The organism is Pseudomonas sp. (genome assembly GCF_051660785.1).
Classification (GTDB): domain Bacteria; phylum Pseudomonadota; class Gammaproteobacteria; order Pseudomonadales; family Pseudomonadaceae; genus Aquipseudomonas.
In genome coordinates this window covers 71711-89195 of the sequence record NZ_JBOFQE010000001.1, presented here as the reverse complement: position 1 = coordinate 89195, position 17485 = coordinate 71711, and the positions used below count along the sequence as shown (strand labels likewise).

The 17485-nt window shown below is 58.0% G+C and carries 16 protein-coding genes and 1 pseudogene; 8 read left to right on the top strand and 9 right to left on the bottom strand.

Going from position 1 to position 17485, the window contains the following annotated elements; genetic code table 11:
* The first annotated feature begins 307 nt into the window (after positions 1-307).
* The 3 genes from ACRC4F_RS00395 to ACRC4F_RS00385 all read left to right on the top strand — a co-directional run bounded on the left by ACRC4F_RS00395 (position 308) and on the right by ACRC4F_RS00385 (position 2424).
* Entirely contained in the window at positions 308-1429 is a 1122-nt protein-coding gene (locus ACRC4F_RS00395; protein ID WP_438657605.1) for a beta-ketoacyl-ACP synthase III, read from the top strand.
* Positions 1430-1582: 153 nt separating this feature from the next.
* On the top strand, positions 1583-2194 hold the full coding sequence (locus ACRC4F_RS00390) for an RNA polymerase sigma factor (RefSeq protein ID WP_438657604.1): 612 nt from the start codon (positions 1583-1585) through the stop codon (positions 2192-2194).
* Positions 2188-2424 carry an anti-sigma factor family protein gene (locus tag ACRC4F_RS00385; protein WP_438657603.1) on the top strand — a complete coding sequence of 79 codons (237 nt, stop codon included), beginning with the start codon at positions 2188-2190 and terminating at the stop codon, positions 2422-2424. Before ACRC4F_RS00390 ends, ACRC4F_RS00385 begins: the two co-directional genes overlap by 7 nt.
* A 134-nt stretch (positions 2425-2558) precedes the next feature.
* Here ACRC4F_RS00385 and ACRC4F_RS00380 read toward each other — a convergent pair whose 3' ends face one another.
* Positions 2559-3875 (bottom strand): putative porin, encoded by a 1317-nt coding sequence (locus ACRC4F_RS00380; protein WP_438657602.1) that lies wholly within the window; start codon positions 3873-3875, stop codon positions 2559-2561.
* Positions 3876-4158: 283 nt separating this feature from the next.
* On the opposite strand from ACRC4F_RS00380, the gene ACRC4F_RS00375 reads away from it, so the two are divergent.
* Positions 4159-5283 (top strand): GNAT family N-acetyltransferase, encoded by a 1125-nt coding sequence (locus ACRC4F_RS00375; RefSeq protein ID WP_438657601.1) that lies wholly within the window; start codon positions 4159-4161, stop codon positions 5281-5283.
* A gap of 86 nt (positions 5284-5369) precedes the next feature.
* Here the strand turns inward: ACRC4F_RS00375 and ACRC4F_RS00370 are convergent, their stop codons facing one another.
* The 6 genes and pseudogenes from ACRC4F_RS00370 to ACRC4F_RS00345 all read right to left on the bottom strand — a co-directional run bounded on the left by ACRC4F_RS00370 (position 5370) and on the right by ACRC4F_RS00345 (position 11274).
* The gene (locus tag ACRC4F_RS00370) at positions 5370-5774 is read right to left on the bottom strand and encodes a hypothetical protein (RefSeq protein ID WP_438657600.1); all 405 of its coding nucleotides are present in this window, start codon (positions 5772-5774) and stop codon (positions 5370-5372) included.
* A 220-nt stretch (positions 5775-5994) separates the two neighbouring features.
* Positions 5995-6690 (bottom strand): aquaporin Z, encoded by a 696-nt coding sequence (gene aqpZ, locus ACRC4F_RS00365; protein WP_438657599.1) that lies wholly within the window; start codon positions 6688-6690, stop codon positions 5995-5997.
* Between the two features lie 358 nt (positions 6691-7048).
* The gene (locus tag ACRC4F_RS00360; RefSeq protein ID WP_438657598.1) at positions 7049-8881 is read right to left on the bottom strand and encodes an ABC transporter ATP-binding protein; all 1833 of its coding nucleotides are present in this window, start codon (positions 8879-8881) and stop codon (positions 7049-7051) included.
* A gap of 85 nt (positions 8882-8966) precedes the next feature.
* The gene (locus ACRC4F_RS00355; protein WP_438657597.1) at positions 8967-9527 is read right to left on the bottom strand and encodes a peptidylprolyl isomerase; all 561 of its coding nucleotides are present in this window, start codon (positions 9525-9527) and stop codon (positions 8967-8969) included.
* 3 nt (positions 9528-9530) lie between these two features.
* A pseudogene (locus ACRC4F_RS00350) lies at positions 9531-10336 on the bottom strand (alpha/beta fold hydrolase).
* Positions 10337-10350: 14 nt separating this feature from the next.
* Positions 10351-11274 carry a LysR family transcriptional regulator gene (locus tag ACRC4F_RS00345; protein WP_438657596.1) on the bottom strand — a complete coding sequence of 308 codons (924 nt, stop codon included), beginning with the start codon at positions 11272-11274 and terminating at the stop codon, positions 10351-10353.
* A gap of 49 nt (positions 11275-11323) precedes the next feature.
* On the opposite strand from ACRC4F_RS00345, the gene ACRC4F_RS00340 reads away from it, so the two are divergent.
* The 3 genes from ACRC4F_RS00340 to ACRC4F_RS00330 all read left to right on the top strand — a co-directional run bounded on the left by ACRC4F_RS00340 (position 11324) and on the right by ACRC4F_RS00330 (position 13691).
* Positions 11324-11638 (top strand): 3-phosphoglycerate kinase, encoded by a 315-nt coding sequence (locus ACRC4F_RS00340; RefSeq protein ID WP_438657595.1) that lies wholly within the window; start codon positions 11324-11326, stop codon positions 11636-11638.
* Positions 11639-11804: 166 nt separating this feature from the next.
* Entirely contained in the window at positions 11805-12404 is a 600-nt protein-coding gene (locus ACRC4F_RS00335) for an FMN-dependent NADH-azoreductase (protein ID WP_438657594.1), read from the top strand.
* Between the two features lie 420 nt (positions 12405-12824).
* On the top strand, positions 12825-13691 hold the full coding sequence (locus ACRC4F_RS00330) for a carboxylate/amino acid/amine transporter (protein WP_438657593.1): 867 nt from the start codon (positions 12825-12827) through the stop codon (positions 13689-13691).
* Between the two features lie 42 nt (positions 13692-13733).
* Here ACRC4F_RS00330 and ACRC4F_RS00325 read toward each other — a convergent pair whose 3' ends face one another.
* Positions 13734-15032 carry a mechanosensitive ion channel family protein gene (locus ACRC4F_RS00325; RefSeq protein WP_438657592.1) on the bottom strand — a complete coding sequence of 433 codons (1299 nt, stop codon included), beginning with the start codon at positions 15030-15032 and terminating at the stop codon, positions 13734-13736.
* A 193-nt stretch (positions 15033-15225) separates the two neighbouring features.
* Between ACRC4F_RS00325 and ACRC4F_RS00320 the strand changes: the two genes are divergently transcribed.
* On the top strand, positions 15226-16572 hold the full coding sequence (locus tag ACRC4F_RS00320; RefSeq protein WP_310659967.1) for a DEAD/DEAH box helicase: 1347 nt from the start codon (positions 15226-15228) through the stop codon (positions 16570-16572).
* Between the two features lie 321 nt (positions 16573-16893).
* Here the strand turns inward: ACRC4F_RS00320 and ACRC4F_RS00315 are convergent, their stop codons facing one another.
* The gene (locus tag ACRC4F_RS00315; protein WP_438657591.1) at positions 16894-17169 is read right to left on the bottom strand and encodes a hypothetical protein; all 276 of its coding nucleotides are present in this window, start codon (positions 17167-17169) and stop codon (positions 16894-16896) included.
* Between the last annotated feature and the right edge of the window lie 316 nt (positions 17170-17485).

Below are 17485 nucleotides of genomic sequence, written 5' to 3'. Positions count from 1 at the left end.
CTGCTCGCGATGGGGCCATCACATTCAACATCCATGTTGCATGTCAGGCCGCCATCGCGAGCAGGCTCGCTCCCACAGGTTTTTGTATTGCCTGTAGGCAGGAGTCATCCAGCAAATAGGGCCAAAACCCAATGTTTATGGCAAACTTCGCGCCTATAAACGCCGGTCCCGCGGTTTTGAGCCTCTCAAGGTTCGGGCGGTACGGAATAAAGCGATGCCAGGTGTGCTTCCCGTGACGGGAAAGACCCTTTGTGTGTTGGTACGTCGGTGCCAACGCTTTCTGCCTGAACAGATTAGAGAAACGACCATGCATAACGTCGTCATCAGCGGCACCGGCCTGTACACCCCGGCCAACAGCATCTCCAATGAAGAGCTGGTGCAGTCTTTCAACGCTTACGTCGCGCAATTCAACGCCGACAATTCCGACGCCATCGCCCGTGGCGAAGTCGAAGCGTTGACCGAATCCAGCGCCGCGTTTATCGAAAAAGCCTCCGGGATCAAAAGCCGCTTTGTCATGGACAAGGACGGCATCCTCGACCCGAAACGCATGGCCCCGCGTCTGCCAGAGCGGTCCAATGACGAGTGGTCAGTGCTCTGCCAGATGGCTATCGGCGCCGCCGAACAAGCCTTGCAGCGTGCCGGTAAAACCGCTGCCGACATCGATGGCGTCATCGTCGCCTGCTCCAATCTGCAGCGCGCCTACCCGGCCATCGCCATCGAAGTCCAGGAAGCACTGGGCATCCAGGGTTTCGGTTTCGACATGAACGTTGCCTGCTCCTCGGCGACCTTCGGCATCCAGGCGGCCGCCAACAGCGTGCAACTGGGCCAGGCCCGGGCGATCCTGATGGTCAACCCGGAAGTCTGCACCGGTCACCTGAACTTCCGCGACCGTGACAGCCACTTCATCTTCGGCGACGCGGCCACCGCGGTGATCATCGAGCGTGCGGACCAGGCGACGTCCAAGCATCAGTTCGACGTGGTCAGCACCAAACTGCTGACCAAGTTCTCCAACAACATCCGTAACAACTTCGGCTTCCTCAACCGCGCGGCGGAAGAGGGTATCGGTGCCAAGGACAAACTGTTCGTGCAGGAAGGCCGCAAGGTGTTCCGCGACGTCTGTCCGATGGTGGCCGAACTGATCGCCACGCACCTGGAAGAGAACAAGCTCAACGTCAGCGATGTGAAGCGCTTCTGGTTGCACCAGGCCAACCTCAGCATGAACCACCTGATCGTCAAGAAACTGCTGGGCCGCGAAGCCACCGAAGAAGAAGCGCCGGTGATTCTCGACACCTACGCCAATACCAGCTCCGCCGGCTCAGTGATCTCGTTTCACAAGCATCAGGATGATCTGGCCGCCGGTTCCCTGGCCGTGCTCAGCTCGTTCGGCGCGGGTTACTCGATTGGTAGCGTGATTTTGCGCAAGCGTTGAGGTGGACGGCTGTCGTTTTTTCCTCTGATTCGCGGTGGCTTTTCCTACAGTCGGAACAGCCAGAACGCTGTAATTTTCGCAAATGACAGCAGGACTTTGCCTACGGTGAAGTCCTGCTGATTCGTTTTTGAGGTCAGGACAAGGAATTTGTGAATGGCAGCCGACGACGCGCAACTGCTGGAGCGATTGCTGGCAGGCGAGCAACAGGCGTTCAAAGAGTTGGTCAGCACCTACCAGAGCCCCATGCGCGCAGTTTCCTACGCCATCGTTGGCAATCGGCATGCCGATGAGGTGGTGCAGGATGCCTGGCTGTCGGTGGTGCGTAACCTCAATAAGTTTGAAGGGCGTTCGAGCCTCAAGACCTGGTTACTGACGATCACCGCAAACTCGGCAAAGGGGCGCTACAAACAGAATCGTCGGGAAGTCTTGCTCGATGACCTTCCGTCGCCGCATGGCACCGTTGATGACGATCGTTTTTCTACTGCAGACGGCCACTGGCTGGTGGCACCGTTCGCCTGGCATCAGGACACCCCGGAAGCGTTGCTCACCCAAAACGAGCTGCGCGAATGCCTTGAGCACACCTTGCTAAGCTTGCCGGAATTGCAACGCAGCGTTCTGTTACTTCGCGAACGTCAGGGCCTGGAGCTGGAAGAGATCTGTAATCTTCTGGAAATCTCGCTCTCCAATGTTCGCGTGCTGCTGCATCGGGCACGTTTGAAGGTCTTTGCGACCGTAGAACACTTTGAGGAAACCGGTGAATGCTGACCTGTAAGGAGCAAGTGGCACGTTCCAGCGATTATCTCGATGGCCAGTTGAGCTTTCGGGAGAAGTTGTTGATGCGCCATCATTTAATGTTCTGCCCCAATTGCCGGCGGTTCATTCGTCAGATGCGCTTGATGCAGGCAACGCTGCGCGTTTTGCCAGAGGAGGCTGTGCCAGAGGTCGATGCACTTGCCGAACGTCTTGCTGCGGAGCGTCGCAAGGACATTCCGTAGATTCGTGGCGCCATCGCAGGGAAGAGAAGCAGGCCGGCGTGGATGCATCGAACGGATGATGGGGATCGATCCATCCACGCCGGACTGTAAAGCGCCTCAGGCATTCCATGGCCTGAGGCGTGCAACGGTACTGCTTAGAACTTGGCTTCGGCATCCAGTTGCAGGGTGTTGATATCCGAGTCCTTGAGGGTGGCGTTGGTGTAGTCAGAGTTAGCCATGAAATACGTCGCACCCAGGGCGAAGTTCTTGTCCAGCTCGTAACTCACTTTCAACTTGCTGCCACGCGAACCGGTGAAACCGTTGGCGAAGTCGGAGTCGGTGAAGGCACCGACCACGGCGTTACGCTGTACGTCGCGATAGTTGTAGTCCACGGCGAAACCGTAGAACTTGGTCTTTACACCGGCCAGCCAGGCAGAATCCTGATCGTTGCTGGCATCTTTGTTGTTGACGTACTGACCGTACAGCGACAGCGGCAGTGGCAGGCCGGTGATGTCGATCTGACCAAAGCCTTCGTACAGCTTGAATTGCTCGTTCGGGGTGTTGCCGTTGGTGGCCAGCACGGATGGGATGCTGGTGCCGCCTGCGGTGATGTCGTCGTCGTTGTCGTAGCCGTATACGCTGCCGCCCAGGGTCAGTTTCAGGTTGTCGGTAAGGGCGAAACGCGCACCCAACTGGCCAGCGTACAGTCGCAGGTCGTGCTTGAACTGCACGCCGTCGCCGTCGACGTTATCCTTTAGGGTGTAGTGGCCGGCGCTGCCGAACAGCTCGGTGCTCGCGCCCAGCGGGTATTTGTAAGTCAGTGCCAGACCTTCCGGGCTGATATCGCTATCCCAGATGATGTCGCCCATGCTCACCCATTGCTGTGGCATCTTGCCGCCAACGATGTGCAGGTTTTTGGCGAAGTCCGGGTGGTAGTCGACGTAACCCTGGTCCAGCCAGATCGACTTCTTGTCGAAGTAGTTGTCCAGGCTCTGGTTGGTGGAGCGGGCGTCGTCGTTGTTGCCGGTGGCGATACGGATACCGGTGTCGACTTGCGGGTTGATCTCGGTATAGGCACCCAGGCGGGCACGAACGCGCTGACGATCCTGGTCGCGATTGTTGGAAACGCCATCGTTCTTGACCGTCTCCTGACGGAAACGCACGTCACCCTTGAATTGGGTTTTGGCAGCCCAGGCCAGTTTCTGGTCGAAGGTGCTCAGTTCATTGGTTTTCTTCGCGGTGGCCGCGATTTGCTCGTTGGTCTCTTGCTGAGCCTGACGGGCGATTTGCTGGTCTTTCTGATCCCTGGCCAGCTCGGCTTGCAGTTCGCTGTATTGCGCGTTGGTAATCGAGCCGTTTGCCTTAAGCATGTCGAGCAGTTTGGCGTCGACTGCGGCGCTGGCCGGAACACTCAAGGCCAGCAGCAGACCGCCACACAGGGCTGCCGCAGTTTTCGTGGAAGCAAGACGCATATCAATCTCCGAAGATGTAAGGGGATGACTGAGCCATCCGGGACACAACCGACCATTGACGGACGGAAACAGTGGCCGGGTAGAACCCGACGCTCTAAAAACTGGCGCCAGTATCGCGATCGTTTATGACAGAGCAGTGGCAAAGTGATGGCGTCTCGATGACGATACAAAGACTGTCTGAACTTTTGATCCAGAGCCCTGTCGGCGGTTTTGACGGATGTGCAATGGCTGGCGATAGGCGATACTCGCCGGGCTGTTACGCGAAGAAGTAGAGAGGGTGTCGATGCCGCTGCAACGTCTGGAAAGCCTGTCCGATATTGGTCCGCACACGTGGGATGCCCTGGTGCCGGATAATCAGCCGTTCCTGCGCCATGCCTTTCTCAGCGCGCTGGAAGACAGCGGCAGCCTCGGTCCTCATTCCGGCTGGCAGCCCGAACACCTATTGCACATCGAAGAAGGGCGGCTGATCGCCGCGCTGCCCGGTTACCGCAAGTGGCATTCGTATGGCGAGTACGTGTTCGATCACGCCTGGGCCGATGCCTGCGAGCGTGCCGGCATCGACTATTACCCCAAACTGTTGTCCGCCGTGCCGTTCAGTCCGGTCAGCGGGCCGCGTTTGCTGGCGGCCACGGTCGAGGATGGCTTTGAATTAATGAAGAGCTTGCCGGGCTACCTAGAGATCGAAGAGCTCTCCAGCGCTCACATCAACTTCACGGACCCTTTCACCGATGCGGCATTGGCCGAACAACCCGGCTGGCTACAGCGCATCGGCTGTCAGTATCACTGGCAGAATCGCGGTTATCGGGATTTTCAGGACTTCCTCGACGTCCTCAGTTCCCGCAAACGCAAGCAGATGCGCAAGGAACGCGAGCAAGTGGCGGGGCAGGGGTTTGATTTCGAATGGCTTGAAGGCGGGCAACTGGATCAGGCGCAATGGGATTTTGTTTATGCCTGCTACGCCAATACCTACGCGGTGCGCCGGCAAAGGCCCTATCTGACGCGGGAGTTTTTCAGTCTGCTGGCCGAGCGCATGCCCGAATCCATTCGTGTGGTGCTGGCCAGACAAGGCTCACGCCCCGTGGCCATGGCCTTCAGCCTGGTGGGCGGCGACAGCTTTTATGGACGTTACTGGGGCTGCCTCGCGGAGTTCGACCGTCTGCATTTCGAGACCTGTTTCTACCAGGGCATGGACTACGCGATTGCCAATGGCATACGGCGTTTTGATGCCGGTGCCCAAGGCGAGCACAAGTTGATTCGCGGGTTTGAGCCGGTGATCACGCATTCCTGGCACTACTTGCGTCACCCGGGATTGAAAGCGGCGGTAAAGGACTTTCTCGAACAGGAAAGGGTCGGCGTGCTGGCTTACGCCGAGCAAGCCAGTGCGGCACTGCCTTATCGTCAGACTTGATGTCAGTGTTTATACAATAAGGCCCTTCAATGAAGGGCCTTATTGTTGGCAGTCAAGCATCAGGTTGAGTTAGAAGGCGGATGTAATTACCACCATGGCGCTTGGCAACCTAAAAGTTTTTTTCCGGTTTCAGAGTTTTTGAATTCACTGAGCGTCGGGCTATTTGACCAGTAAGGGTAAGTGATCGAGCCAGAGAGCGGTATGTTGTTATTCTTGGGGAAGAAGCAGTTGTATTGATACTTGGGTCTTGCGCAATAGGCATTGCTTGAAACCGATTTTGCAATGGCACGCGCCTGTGCTTCATCCAGGGTGTTGGCTGTGTAGGTCGATTCGTTGTCGTCGATCGTGCCGTTTACCGTGCAGTTGTATTCATATTCAATTTTCGCACTTTCGATTCTGATGTGTTCTTCGATACTTGTTGCGTAAGCATGTCCCTGAAAAAGTACCAGGCTCAGGGGGATCAAAAAAAGTGCAGCTTTAAAGTGGTTCATGGCAATCCTTTGCTAGTTGGTTTTTCTGGCGATATTTTTTAACGGGTAGATCATGCTGTTACGCAGAAAGAGTATCTTGGTTTTTGTGAGAGAGTAAGAAAGGGTTTGTGTCTGTTTGTTTTTTTAGTTGATAGTTTAATGAGCAACTTGAGGTGCAGATTTTAATGTGAGGATCTTAGTTGTGCTTGCGAGCAGAAAGATCCTCACTTCACACAAAGCATTAACTGTGTTCCTTGCCTAACCATTGATGCGCTACGCCGCCAATTACCGCACCCAGCAGCGGCGCTACCCAGAACATCCACAACTGCGCGATGGCCCAGCCCCCGACTATCAATGCCGGTCCGGTACTACGGGCCGGGTTGACCGAAGTGTTGGTGACGGGAATCGAGATCAAGTGAATCAGCGTCAGCGCCAGGCCGATGGCAATCGGAGCCAGCCCGGCAGGCGCGCGTTTATCGGTGGCACCGAGAATGATCAGCACGAACATTGCGGTCATCACCAGTTCACAGACAAAGCCTGCGGCCATGGAATATTTGCCGGGGGAGTGTTCGCCGTAGCCGTTGGAGGCCAGGCCGGCGGAGAGGTCGAAGCCTTCCTTGCCGCTGGCGATGTAGAAAATCAGCGCGGCGGCGATTATGCCGCCAATCACCTGGGCGATGATGTACGCAGGCAACTCCCGGGCCGGAAACCGGCCGCCGACGCACAGGCCTACGGAAACCGCGGGGTTAAGGTGACAACCGGAAATATGGCCAATGGCGAACGCCATGGTCAACACGGTGAGACCAAACGCGATGGCCACACCCAGCACACCGATCCCAAGGGGAGAAGACGCAGCGAGCACCGCACTGCCACAACCACCCAGTACCAGCCAGAACGTACCTAACAACTCAGTGACTGAACGTTTGAACAGAGACATGAGAGCGTCCTTGATAGGCGACCTATCGAGACTGTATCGCGTGATGCTTCCTGCAGGCTTACGACAGGCTCAACTCCAGAACCTTGGCTGAGTACAGCAGGGTTTTTAGGGATTTCCAGCGCGCAAAAAAACCGCCAGGGCCTGTGGTTAGAGGGCTCTGGCGGTTTTTTTTAGTTTAGAGGGCTTTGGTGGCGAGGGAGCTTGCTCCCGCTCGGCTGCGCAGCAGTCGTAAATTCAGGTAGCCTGGTTTGTCTGACGCAACGAAGTTTTTTGTCAACGGGACAGCTACGCTGTCCAGCGGGAGCAAGCTCCCTCGCCACCAAAGCTCGCTTCCACAGGGTTGGGTGGTTAATTTGAATTAATCGATACCGACAAATCCGCCCGTCTGGTGCTGCCACAGACGCGCATACAATCCGCCATGCGCCAGCAGTTCGGCGTGGGTGCCGGTTTCGGCGATCTTGCCTTTTTCCAGCACCACCAGCCGATCCATCCGGGCGATGGTCGAGAGCCGGTGGGCGATGGCGATCACGGTTTTGCCCTGCATCAGGGTTTCGAGACTTTCCTGGATCGCGGCTTCGACTTCCGAGTCCAGCGCCGAGGTCGCCTCGTCCATGATCAGGATCGGCGCATCCTTGAGCAACACCCGGGCAATCGCAATCCGCTGACGTTGACCACCGGAGAGTTTCACCCCGCGTTCACCGACATGCGCATCAAAACCGGTACGGCCTTCGGCGTCCGACAGCAACGGTATGAACTCATCGGCGCGCGCCTTGTGCACGGCTTCCCAGAGTTCGGCGTCGGTGGCGTCAGGTTTGCCGTACAGCAAATTGTCGCGGATCGAGCGGTGCAGTAGCGAGGTGTCCTGGGTAATCATGCCAATGCGCTCACGCAGGCTTTCCTGGCCGACTTCGGCAATGTCCTGCCCATCGATGAGGATTCGCCCACCCTGCACGTCATAAAGACGCAGCAGCAGATTGACCAGGGTCGATTTGCCCGCGCCAGACGGTCCGATCAAACCGATTTTCTCACCAGGCTTGATCGTCAGGTTGAGGTCACCAATGATCCCGCTTTTCTTGCCGTAGTGAAAATCCACATGCTCGAAACGCACTTCGCCACGGGCGACGGCAAGCGGTTGGGCTTGATCGCGGTCGGTGACGCTGACCGGTTGCGAAATGGTCTGCAAACCGTCCTGGACCATGCCGATGTTTTCGAAGATTCCGGTGACCACCCACATGATCCAGCCGGACATGTTGACGATGCGGATCACCAGGCCAGTGGCCAGGGCGATTGCGCCTACAGTGATCAGCGACTGTGTCCATAGCCACAGGGCCAGGCCGGTGGTGCTGACGATCAACAGGCCGTTCATGCTGGTGATGACCACGTCCATGCTGGTGACCACGCGGCCGGCCAGTTGGGCTTTCACCGTCTGTTCTTCGATGGCTTCCTTGGCGTATTGCTGTTCGAAATTGGTGTGGGCGAACAGTTTCAGCGTGGTGATGTTGGTGTAGCCGTCGACAATGCGGCCCATGAGTTTGGAGCGGGCATCCGAGGACACCACCGAGCGCTCCTTGACCCGTGGCACGAAGTAGCAGAGCGCACCGATGTACGCGGCGATCCAGCTCAGCAACGGGATCATCAGGCGCCAGTCGGCTTCGGCGAACAGGACCAGGGAACTGATCGCGTAGATCAGCACATGCCACAGCGCGTCCACCGCTTGCACAGCCGAATCGCGCAACGAGTTGCCGGTCTGCATGATGCGTTGGGCGATGCGGCCGGCGAAGTCGTTCTGGAAGAAATTCAGACTCTGTTTGAGTACGTAACTGTGGTTCTGCCAGCGGATCATGCTGGTCATGCTGGGGCTCAAGGTCTGGTGCACCAGCAAGTCATGCAGGCCTACGAACACTGGGCGCAGGATCAGCGCCACCACGGCCATCCAGGCCAGTTCGATGCCGTGTTCCTTGAAGAAGTTGACGTTCGGCGTGCCCTGGGCCAGGTCGATGATGCGGCTCAGGTAGCTGAACAGCGCGACTTCGATCAGCGCGCCGAACAGGCCGACGGTCAGCAGGGCGGCGAAACTCGGCCAGACCTGCTTCAGGTAATAGGTATAGAAGGGGAAAACACGGTCGGGCGGAGCCGCCGTCGGAGCGTCGCGGAATATGTCGATCAGTTGTTCAAAACGGCGATAAAGCATCAGTTCTCCGCCCGCGCACGGGCTCTCCTTTAAACAATATGAGCGGCACCGGATCCCGGCTGCCGCTCAAGCACTCCTGTGCAGATTAGTTGATGACTTTGGCCGATTTGATGAACACCGGGTCGGCCGGTACGTCTTTCATGCCGCCGCGAGTGGTGGTTGGCGTATTGACGATGATGTCCACCACGTCCATGCCTTTGACGACTTTACCGAACACGGCGTAGCCATCACCGCTGTCGAGGAAGTCGTTGTCTTTGACGTTGACGAAGAACTGGCTGGTGGCTGAATCAGGATTGGAGGTTCGGGCCATGGACAACGTGCCACGCACGTTATGCAGGCCGTTTTTGGATTCGTTCTTGATCGGTGCCTTGGTTTCTTTCTGCTGCATTTGTTGAGTGAAACCACCGCCCTGGACCATGAACCCAGGAATCACACGGTGGAAAATCGTGTTGTTGTAGAAGCCACTGTTGACGTAATCAAGGAAGTTCTTGGTGCTGATCGGGGCCTTGACCGGGTCCAGTTCGATTTCGATCTGACCGTTGGTGGTTTCCAGCAACACGTGCGGCGCCTTGGCGGCGGGCGTTGCGGCCATCAGGTTGGCGGCAAACAGAACGGAGCCGGCGACGAGGGCGATTTTTTTCAGCATGGGTCAGTGATCCTGAGTGGGGTGGTGTCGACTGCGGTGAGAAACTCGAGCAGGGTTTGGTTGAAGCGTTCGGCTTGATCCAGCGGGGTGGCGTGGCGCGAATCGGCGATCACCACCAGCCGCGCATCGGGCAGCAGTTTTACGTAGGTTTCCTTCAACGATACCGGCGTGTAATCGCGGTCGGCGCTGACGATGAGGGTTGGACAGGCGACCCTGGAAAGTCGTTCCTGAACGCCCCAGCCAACGATGGCATCGAAGCTGGCGAGATAAGCATGTTTGTCGTTTTTTGCCCAGCGCTCGGCCATCTTTTGACGCAAATCAGCTTGTTCGGGTTTGGGGAAAAGCTTGGCGCCCAGGGCCTTGCCGATGGTGGCCAGACTGAGGACACGCATCAGGCTCCAGCGTTTGAACCACTGCCAATAGTCATCGCGGCTGCGCAGTTTGACCTCGGGGGCGCTGTTGACGATGCACAGGCTTTTAAGCAGTTGCGGCTGGTCCACGGCCAGCTGAAAACCGATCATGCCGCCCATCGAAAGTCCCACATAATGTGTCGGACCGAGGTTCAAATGTTCGATCAGGGCGATCAGGTCGGCGCTGAACCCGGCAATGCTGTAACGCTCCCGGGGTTTGTCGGAGCGACCGTGACCCCGAACATCCGGAACGATCACGCGGTATCGGGCAGACAGCGCCGGGATCTGCCGTTCCCAGTCCAGGGAGCTGGAACCCAGCCCGTGGACCAGCAGCAACGGCGTGCCGTGACCGTATTCCTCATAGTGCAGGTTGCAACCTTCATGTTCGAAATAGGCCATGCGGGTACTCCGTGTCAGGCTTGTTCAGGGGCGGCGAACGGCGCATCCAGCGGCGCCGTGTCGAAGGTGCGCAGCAGCTCGATCAGAATTTGCGTCGCCGGGCCCAGGGGTTTTTCCTTGTTCGAATACAGATAGAAGCTCGGGTTGCGGCTGCCACCCTGATCCAACGGTAGCAGCTTGAGCGTGCCTTCCCTTAGTTCGCGTTCGATCATGTGCCGGGGCAGCCAGGCGAAACCCAGTCCGCTGCTGACAAACGTCGCTGCGGTGGCCAGGCTGCCGACGGTCCAGCGCTGTTCGGCACCGAGCCAGCCGACGTCCCGTGGTTGCTGGCGACCGGAGTCACGGATGACCACTTGCATCTGGGTTTCCAGATCCTGGAAGTTCAGTTCGCGGTTCAGCCGATGCAACGGGTGTTCGGGGTGAGCGACGGCGACGAATTCGACGTCACTCAACTCCGCACCCAGATAGCCCGGAATACTGAAACCGGTGATTGCCAGGTCTGCCACGCCTTCAAGCAGGACTTCCTCCACACCCGACAACACTTCTTCGCGCAGACGCACGCGGCAGCCACGGCTTTGCGGCATGAATGCGGTCAACGCGCGGACGAGGCGGGCGCTTGGGTAAGCAGCGTCGACCACCAGCCGCACTTCGGCTTCCCAGCCTTGTTCCATGTGATGGGCCAGGTCTTCCAGCTGGCTGGCCTGTTTCACCAGTTGCCGCGAGCGGCGCAGCAACACGCCGCCGGCCTCGGTCAGCACCGCTTTGCGGCCGTCGATGCGCAACAGCGGCACGCCGAGCTGGTCCTGCATACGCGCCACGGTGTAGCTCACCGAGGATTGCGAACGGTGCAGCGCTTCGGCGGCCTGGGCGAAACCGCCGTGGTCGACCACGGCTTGCAAGGTTCGCCATTGATCAAGGGTCACGCGGGGCGCTTTCATGAATAGCTCCTCTTGTCCTAAGCTGGCAGTCCTTATTGGAGACTGCTGAATGAGAAAATTCTGTTGTGTGCTGTTGGCGATGCTGCCGCTGACCGCGTTTGCTTATCCGATCGAGGTGAAGAAAGACCTCAATGGCATGAAAATCGACTACGAAACCTTCGACACGGATAACGACATCGGTTCCATCCAGGTCGCTAACTACGGCGATGTCGATGCCAGTTGCAAGGCCGTTTTCATCAATGGCCCGGAAGCGCCCCGGACCCGCAAGATTGACGTGTCCGCGGGCAAGCATAAAAACGCCACTGCCAAGTTCACCCGCAGCATTATCAAGCTGCGTATCGAGCTGACCTGCACGCCCAAATGAAATCCACTGTGGGAGTGAGCAAGCTCGCTTCCACAGAGCGGCATGCTCAGCTTATAAACGAATTTATTGATGGGTTGTAGCAGTTATTTGCGCTTTTTCATCGATATGACTCTGTTTAACCTTCACTCCATCGCCTTACAGCATTCTCAGATGGAGCCTACATCCCATGTCACGCGTTCTGATCATCGAAAGCAGCGCCCGTCAGCAAGACTCGGTTTCCCGCCAGCTGACCCAGACATTCATCAGCCAGTGGAAAGCCACTCACCCGAACGACCAGATCACCGTGCGTGACCTCGCCGTCAACCCCGTGCCGCATCTGGACATCAACCTGCTGGGCGGCTGGATGAAACCTGCAGAACAGCGCAGCGACATCGAACAGGTCTCGCTGGAGCGCTCCAACCAGTTGACCGACGAACTGCTGGCTGCCGATGTCCTGGTCATGGCCGCGCCGATGTACAACTTCGCCATTCCGAGCACCCTCAAAGCCTGGCTCGATCATGTGCTGCGTGCTGGCGTGACCTTCAAGTACACCGAGACCGGTCCGCAAGGTTTGCTCAGCGGCAAGCGTGCCTACGTGCTGACCGCTCGCGGCGGGATCTACGCCGGCAGCACCGCCGATCACCAGGAACCGTACCTGCGTCAGGTGATGGGTTTCATCGGGATTCACGACGTGACCTTCATTCACGCTGAAGGCATGAACCTGGGCGGTGACTTCCAGGAGAAGGGCCTGAACCAGGCCAACGCCAGGCTATCTCAAGTGGCTTGAGGCTTTAATCGCCAGATAATCCCTTAATGTTCAAGTGGCCTGGCGCAACCCCTTCAAGGCTTTACGCACATCGAACCTCCCTTTGCACTTGTTGCTCCTGAGTGCTGTCGCCCGATTGAACGCTTTAGCGAGATCGGGCTTTTTTTTGCCCGCGATTTGGCGGATTAGCACAGATCCCCTATGGGAGCGGGCCCCTGTGGCGAGGGGATTTATCCCCGTTCGGCTACGAAGTAGTCGTAAACCATTGTTTGTGGTGTACCTGACACACCGCCGATTCCGAATTTTGGGCCGCTTCGCAGCCCAACGGGGATAAATCCCCTCGCCACAAAGGCTCTTTCCATAGGGAATCCATAAGTGGCCGGCAATTCGCGGTGACGGGCAAAACCCGCTATCGTCGCCGCCATTCGAAACGAGGCGAGCATGGGCTATCTACTTTTTGTCACGCTGATCCAGGCGTTTTCCTTCAGTCTGATCGGCGAATACCTGGCCGGTCATGTCGACAGTTACTTTGCAGTGCTGGTGCGCGTGTTGTTGGCGGGGCTGGTGTTTATTCCACTGACACGCTGGCGTTCGGTGGAACCGGCGTTCATGCGCGGCATGCTGCTGATCGGCGCGTTGCAGTTCGGCGTGACCTACGTCTGTCTGTACCTGAGCTTCCGGGTGCTGACGGTGCCGGAAGTGCTGCTGTTTACCATCCTCACACCGCTGCATGTGACGCTGATCGAAGATGCCCTGAACCGGCGCTTCAATCCGTGGGCGCTGGTGGCGGCATTGGTCGCGGTGCTTGGCGCAGCGGTGATTCGTTACGACCGGATCAATCCGGACTTCTTCATGGGCTTCCTGCTGCTGCAACTGGCCAACTTCACCTACGCCGCCGGGCAAGTGCTTTATAAGCATTTGGTGGCGCGTCATCCGAGCGATCTGCCGCATTACCGACGCTTCGGCTACTTCTACCTGGGCGCGCTGGCAGTGGCCTTGCCGGCGTTCCTGATGTTCGGCAAACAGAATTTCCTGCCTGAGGCACCGCTGCAATGGGGCGTGCTGCTGTTCCTCGGCCTGGTCTCGACCGCGTTGGGGTTGTACTGGTGGAACAAGGGCGCGTGCCTGGTGAATGGCGGGACGTTGGCGGTGATGAACAACCTGCATGTGCCAGTGGGGTTGCTGATCAACTTGCTGATCTGGAATCAGCATGAAGAGCTGGGCCGGTTGTTCTTTGGTGGATCGGTGATTTTGATGGCGGTGTGGATCAGTCGGTTGGGTATGCGCAAACCGGCACTCGCACACTGAACCCTGTGGGAGCGAGCCGGCTCCCACATTTGATTTGCGGAGTTACATGATGTGTTTTTCGGGCTCGGGAATATGGCTCGCGCCTAACATGGCCGGGAGCAGCCCAGCCCTCAGGTCACCACCACTCGGCTGCTGATACAGACTCAACCCAAACTCCGGCAGCACCGCCAACAGGTAGTCGAAAATATCCCCCTGAATCCGCTCGTAATCCGCCCACGCCGTGGTGCGGGTGAAGCAGTAGATTTCCAGCGGAATGCCCTGCGCGGTGGTTTGCATCTGGCGGACCATGCAGGTCATGTTCGGCTGGACCTCCGGGTGGCTCTTCAGATACGCCAGCGCATAGGCCCGGAAGGTGCCGATATTGGTCATCCGCCGGCGGTTGGCCGACATCGCCGCGACGTTGCCCTGAGCCTCGTTCCAGGCCTTGAGTTCGGCCTGTTTGCGGCTGATGTAATCGGTCAGCAGGTGCACCTGACTCAGCTTCAATTCTTCGTCATCGCGGATGAAGCGCACACCGCTGGCGTCGATGAACAGGCTGCGCTTGATCCGTCGTCCGCCGGACTGCTGCATGCCGCGCCAGTTCTTGAATGACTCGGACATCAGGCGCCAGGTCGGAATCGAAACGATGGTCTTGTCGAAGTTCTGCACCTTCACCGTGTGCAGCGTGATGTCGACCACATCGCCGTCGGCACCCACTTGCGGCATTTCGATCCAGTCGCCGACTCGCAGCATGTCGTTGCTGGTCAGCTGCACGCTGGCGACGAACGACAGCAGCGTGTCCTTGTAGACCAACAGAATCACCGCCGACATCGCGCCCAGGCCCGACAGCAGCAACAGTGGCGAGCGGTCGATCAGCGTCGCGACAATGATGATTGCGCCAAACACGTACAAGACCATTTTCGCCAGCTGCACGTAGCCTTTGATCGAGCGGGTGCGGGCGTGTTCGGTGCGGGCGTAGATGTCCAGCAAGGCACTGAGCAGGGCGCTGACCGCCAGCACCAGGAACAGAATGGTGAACGCCAGTGCGACGTTGCCGAGAAAAATCAGGCTGGTCTTGCTCAGCTCCGGCACCAGGTACAGGCCGAACTGGATCACCAGTGACGGCGTCATTTGCGCCAGGCGATGAAAGACCTTGTTGTGCCGAAAGTCGTTGATCCAGTGCAGCGCCGGTTGGCGGCCGAGCATTTTGGTCGCGTGAATAATGAGGTAGCGCGCCACTCGTCCGAGGACCAGCGCCACCACCAGCAGCAGGATCAGCGCCAGGCTGGAATGCAGGAGCGGGTGCTGATCGAGGGCACCCCAAAGGTCTTGGGCGTTGAGCCAGAGCTGTTTGATATCCATGGGCAAAAACGGTTCTTCTGTGGGACGCGACGGGGCGATTAGAGCATTTAAGACGCTTTGCATGACGTTTGGAGACAAATCAGGCAACAAAAAAGCCACTGTTTATCGTCGTTTGCATAAAGAAACTCGGCCTCGGCGCTCGAAACCGTTACCCTATGCAGCTGTTTTTTTGTATTTCTTCGAGGTAGCACCCGTGTTTTCCCAATTCGCCCTGCACGAACGCCTGCTCAAAGCCGTGGCCGAGCTTAAATTTGTCGAGCCAACGCCAGTGCAAGCAGCGGCTATTCCGCTGGCGCTCCAAGGGCGTGACCTGCGGGTGACAGCGCAAACCGGTAGCGGCAAGACCGCTGCATTCGTTTTGCCGATCCTCAACCGTCTGATCGGCCCGGCCAAAGTCCGTGTCAGCATCAAGACCCTGATCCTGCTGCCGACCCGCGAGCTGGCCCAGCAGACCATCAAGGAAGTCGAGCGCTTCGCGCAATTCACATTCATCAAGTCCGGCCTGATCACCGGCGGTGAAGACTTCAAGGTCCAGGCCGCCATGCTGCGCAAGGTGCCGGACATCCTGATCGGTACGCCGGGCCGGATGATCGAGCAACTGAACGCTGGCAACCTCGACTTGAAAGAAGTTGAAGTGCTGGTGCTCGACGAAGCCGACCGCATGCTCGACATGGGCTTTGCCGAAGACGTGCAGCGTCTGGTGGAAGAATGCTCCAACCGTCAGCAGACCATGTTGTTCTCCGCCACCACCGGTGGTTCGGGCCTGCGTGAGATGGTCGCCAAGGTCCTGAACAATCCGGAACACTTGCAGCTGAACAACGTCAGCGATCTGAACGCGACCACCCGTCAGCAGATCATCACCGCTGATCACAACCAGCACAAAGAACAGATCGTGAACTGGCTGCTGGCCAACGAGACCTATCAGAAGGCCATCGTGTTCACCAACACGCGGGCCATGGCCGACCGCATTTACGGCCGTCTGGTGGCGCAGGAATATAAAGCGTTCGTGTTGCACGGCGACAAGGACCAGAAAGACCGCAAGCTGGCCATCGACCGCCTGAAGCAGGGCGGCGTGAAAATCCTCGTCGCCACCGACGTCGCCGCCCGCGGCCTCGACGTGGAAGGTCTGGACCTGGTGATCAACTTCGACATGCCGCGCAGCGGCGACGAATACGTTCACCGCATCGGTCGCACCGGCCGCGCCGGCAACGATGGCCTGGCCATCTCGCTGATCTGCCACGGCGACTGGAACCTGATGTCGAGCGTCGAACGCTACCTCAAGCAGAGCTTTGAGCGCCGCACCATCAAGGAAGTCAAAGGCACCTACGGCGGACCGAAAAAGGTCAAGGCCTCGGGCAAGGCCGTTGGCGTGAAGAAGAAAAAAGTCGACGCCAAGGGTGACAAGAAAAAAACCGGTGCCAAGGCGCCGACCAAGCGCAAGATCGCCAACCGCCCGAAGACCGACGCTCTGTCGCTGGTCAGCAAGGACGGCATGGCGCCGCTCAAGCGCCGCAAGCCGGAAGCGCCGGCTGCTGAATAAAGCGCTGTCAGTCAGTTAAAGTGCGGCGAGCACAAAACCTGTGGCGAGGGAGCTTTTGTGGCGAGGGAGCTTGCTCCCGCTGGGTCGCGAAGCGGCCCTAAAAAGAAGGGACTGCTGCGAAGTCCGGCGGGAGCAAGCTCCCTCGCCACAGTGTCATCGTCGCGCCTGACTGACTGGTATTTGCCGTAGCAATCCATAAAAAACCCGGACAGTGTCCGGGTTTTTTTACGTCAAGCGTTTGTCAGCTCCCCTGCAGCCCGCAGGTGTCGTCAACAAAGGGTTGTTCAGGCTGATCAGCCTGGATTTGAGCACCGCTTGGTTTCAGCTCTCGGCCTTTTTATCCGCCGTCTTCAGCTCTTTCAACCGCTGATCTATCAATTGGCACTTATCGGGTAGATCCGCGCTGGCCGTGCCCAAATCCATCTTCTGCAATTCAGCGTTGATTTCTTTGGCCTTGGCCGGGTTCTGCTCGGTGAGCCTGGTCACTTCCTTGGCCAGTTGTTCGCGCTTGGCCGTTGCTTCCTCGGGAGTGCAGGCCCAGGCGGGGAGGGCGCAGGCAAATGTGGCTACGAGGGAGAGCGTCATTAGCGTTTTCATGGAAAGCCTCGAGTTCCGTGTTGGGCGGTTAAACGGTGGAGGCTGCGCAAGGCCGAAAGTTCAGCTTTTCTGTCTGGCATTCAATGAACAGGTCAAGTCCATAGGGTTACCTCCTCTATGGAGTTCGATAGAGGTATTGCGCGGACGGGACAAAGGCTAGAAGAATACTTATGAGCAAAAGCTAAGTGGGGATGATGAAATGATTTTTGGTGGTTAATGGGGGCTAACCCTGTCGCTACCGCTTGCGATCCCTCTTGTCCACTGTGGAGCGACAGCGCCAACAGCCTGGTAGGACAACCAATACTCGACCTCGAGA

Bases quoted from the DNA above. Each gene is read 5' to 3' on its own strand.
- ACRC4F_RS00395 (WP_438657605.1), top strand. From the start codon at position 308: ATGCATAACGTCGTCATCAGCGGCACCGGCCTGTACACCCCGGCCAAC.
- ACRC4F_RS00390 (WP_438657604.1), top strand. From the start codon at position 1,583: ATGGCAGCCGACGACGCGCAACTGCTGGAGCGATTGCTGGCAGGCGAG.
- ACRC4F_RS00385 (WP_438657603.1), top strand. From the start codon at position 2,188: ATGCTGACCTGTAAGGAGCAAGTGGCACGTTCCAGCGATTATCTCGAT.
- ACRC4F_RS00380 (WP_438657602.1), bottom strand. From the start codon at position 3,875: ATGCGTCTTGCTTCCACGAAAACTGCGGCAGCCCTGTGTGGCGGTCTG.
- ACRC4F_RS00375 (WP_438657601.1), top strand. From the start codon at position 4,159: ATGCCGCTGCAACGTCTGGAAAGCCTGTCCGATATTGGTCCGCACACG.
- ACRC4F_RS00370 (WP_438657600.1), bottom strand. From the start codon at position 5,774: ATGAACCACTTTAAAGCTGCACTTTTTTTGATCCCCCTGAGCCTGGTA.
- aqpZ (WP_438657599.1), bottom strand. From the start codon at position 6,690: ATGTCTCTGTTCAAACGTTCAGTCACTGAGTTGTTAGGTACGTTCTGG.
- ACRC4F_RS00360 (WP_438657598.1), bottom strand. From the start codon at position 8,881: ATGCTTTATCGCCGTTTTGAACAACTGATCGACATATTCCGCGACGCT.
- ACRC4F_RS00355 (WP_438657597.1), bottom strand. From the start codon at position 9,527: ATGCTGAAAAAAATCGCCCTCGTCGCCGGCTCCGTTCTGTTTGCCGCC.
- ACRC4F_RS00345 (WP_438657596.1), bottom strand. From the start codon at position 11,274: ATGAAAGCGCCCCGCGTGACCCTTGATCAATGGCGAACCTTGCAAGCC.
- ACRC4F_RS00340 (WP_438657595.1), top strand. From the start codon at position 11,324: ATGAGAAAATTCTGTTGTGTGCTGTTGGCGATGCTGCCGCTGACCGCG.
- ACRC4F_RS00335 (WP_438657594.1), top strand. From the start codon at position 11,805: ATGTCACGCGTTCTGATCATCGAAAGCAGCGCCCGTCAGCAAGACTCG.
- ACRC4F_RS00330 (WP_438657593.1), top strand. From the start codon at position 12,825: ATGGGCTATCTACTTTTTGTCACGCTGATCCAGGCGTTTTCCTTCAGT.
- ACRC4F_RS00325 (WP_438657592.1), bottom strand. From the start codon at position 15,032: ATGGATATCAAACAGCTCTGGCTCAACGCCCAAGACCTTTGGGGTGCC.
- ACRC4F_RS00315 (WP_438657591.1), bottom strand. From the start codon at position 17,169: ATGAAAACGCTAATGACGCTCTCCCTCGTAGCCACATTTGCCTGCGCC.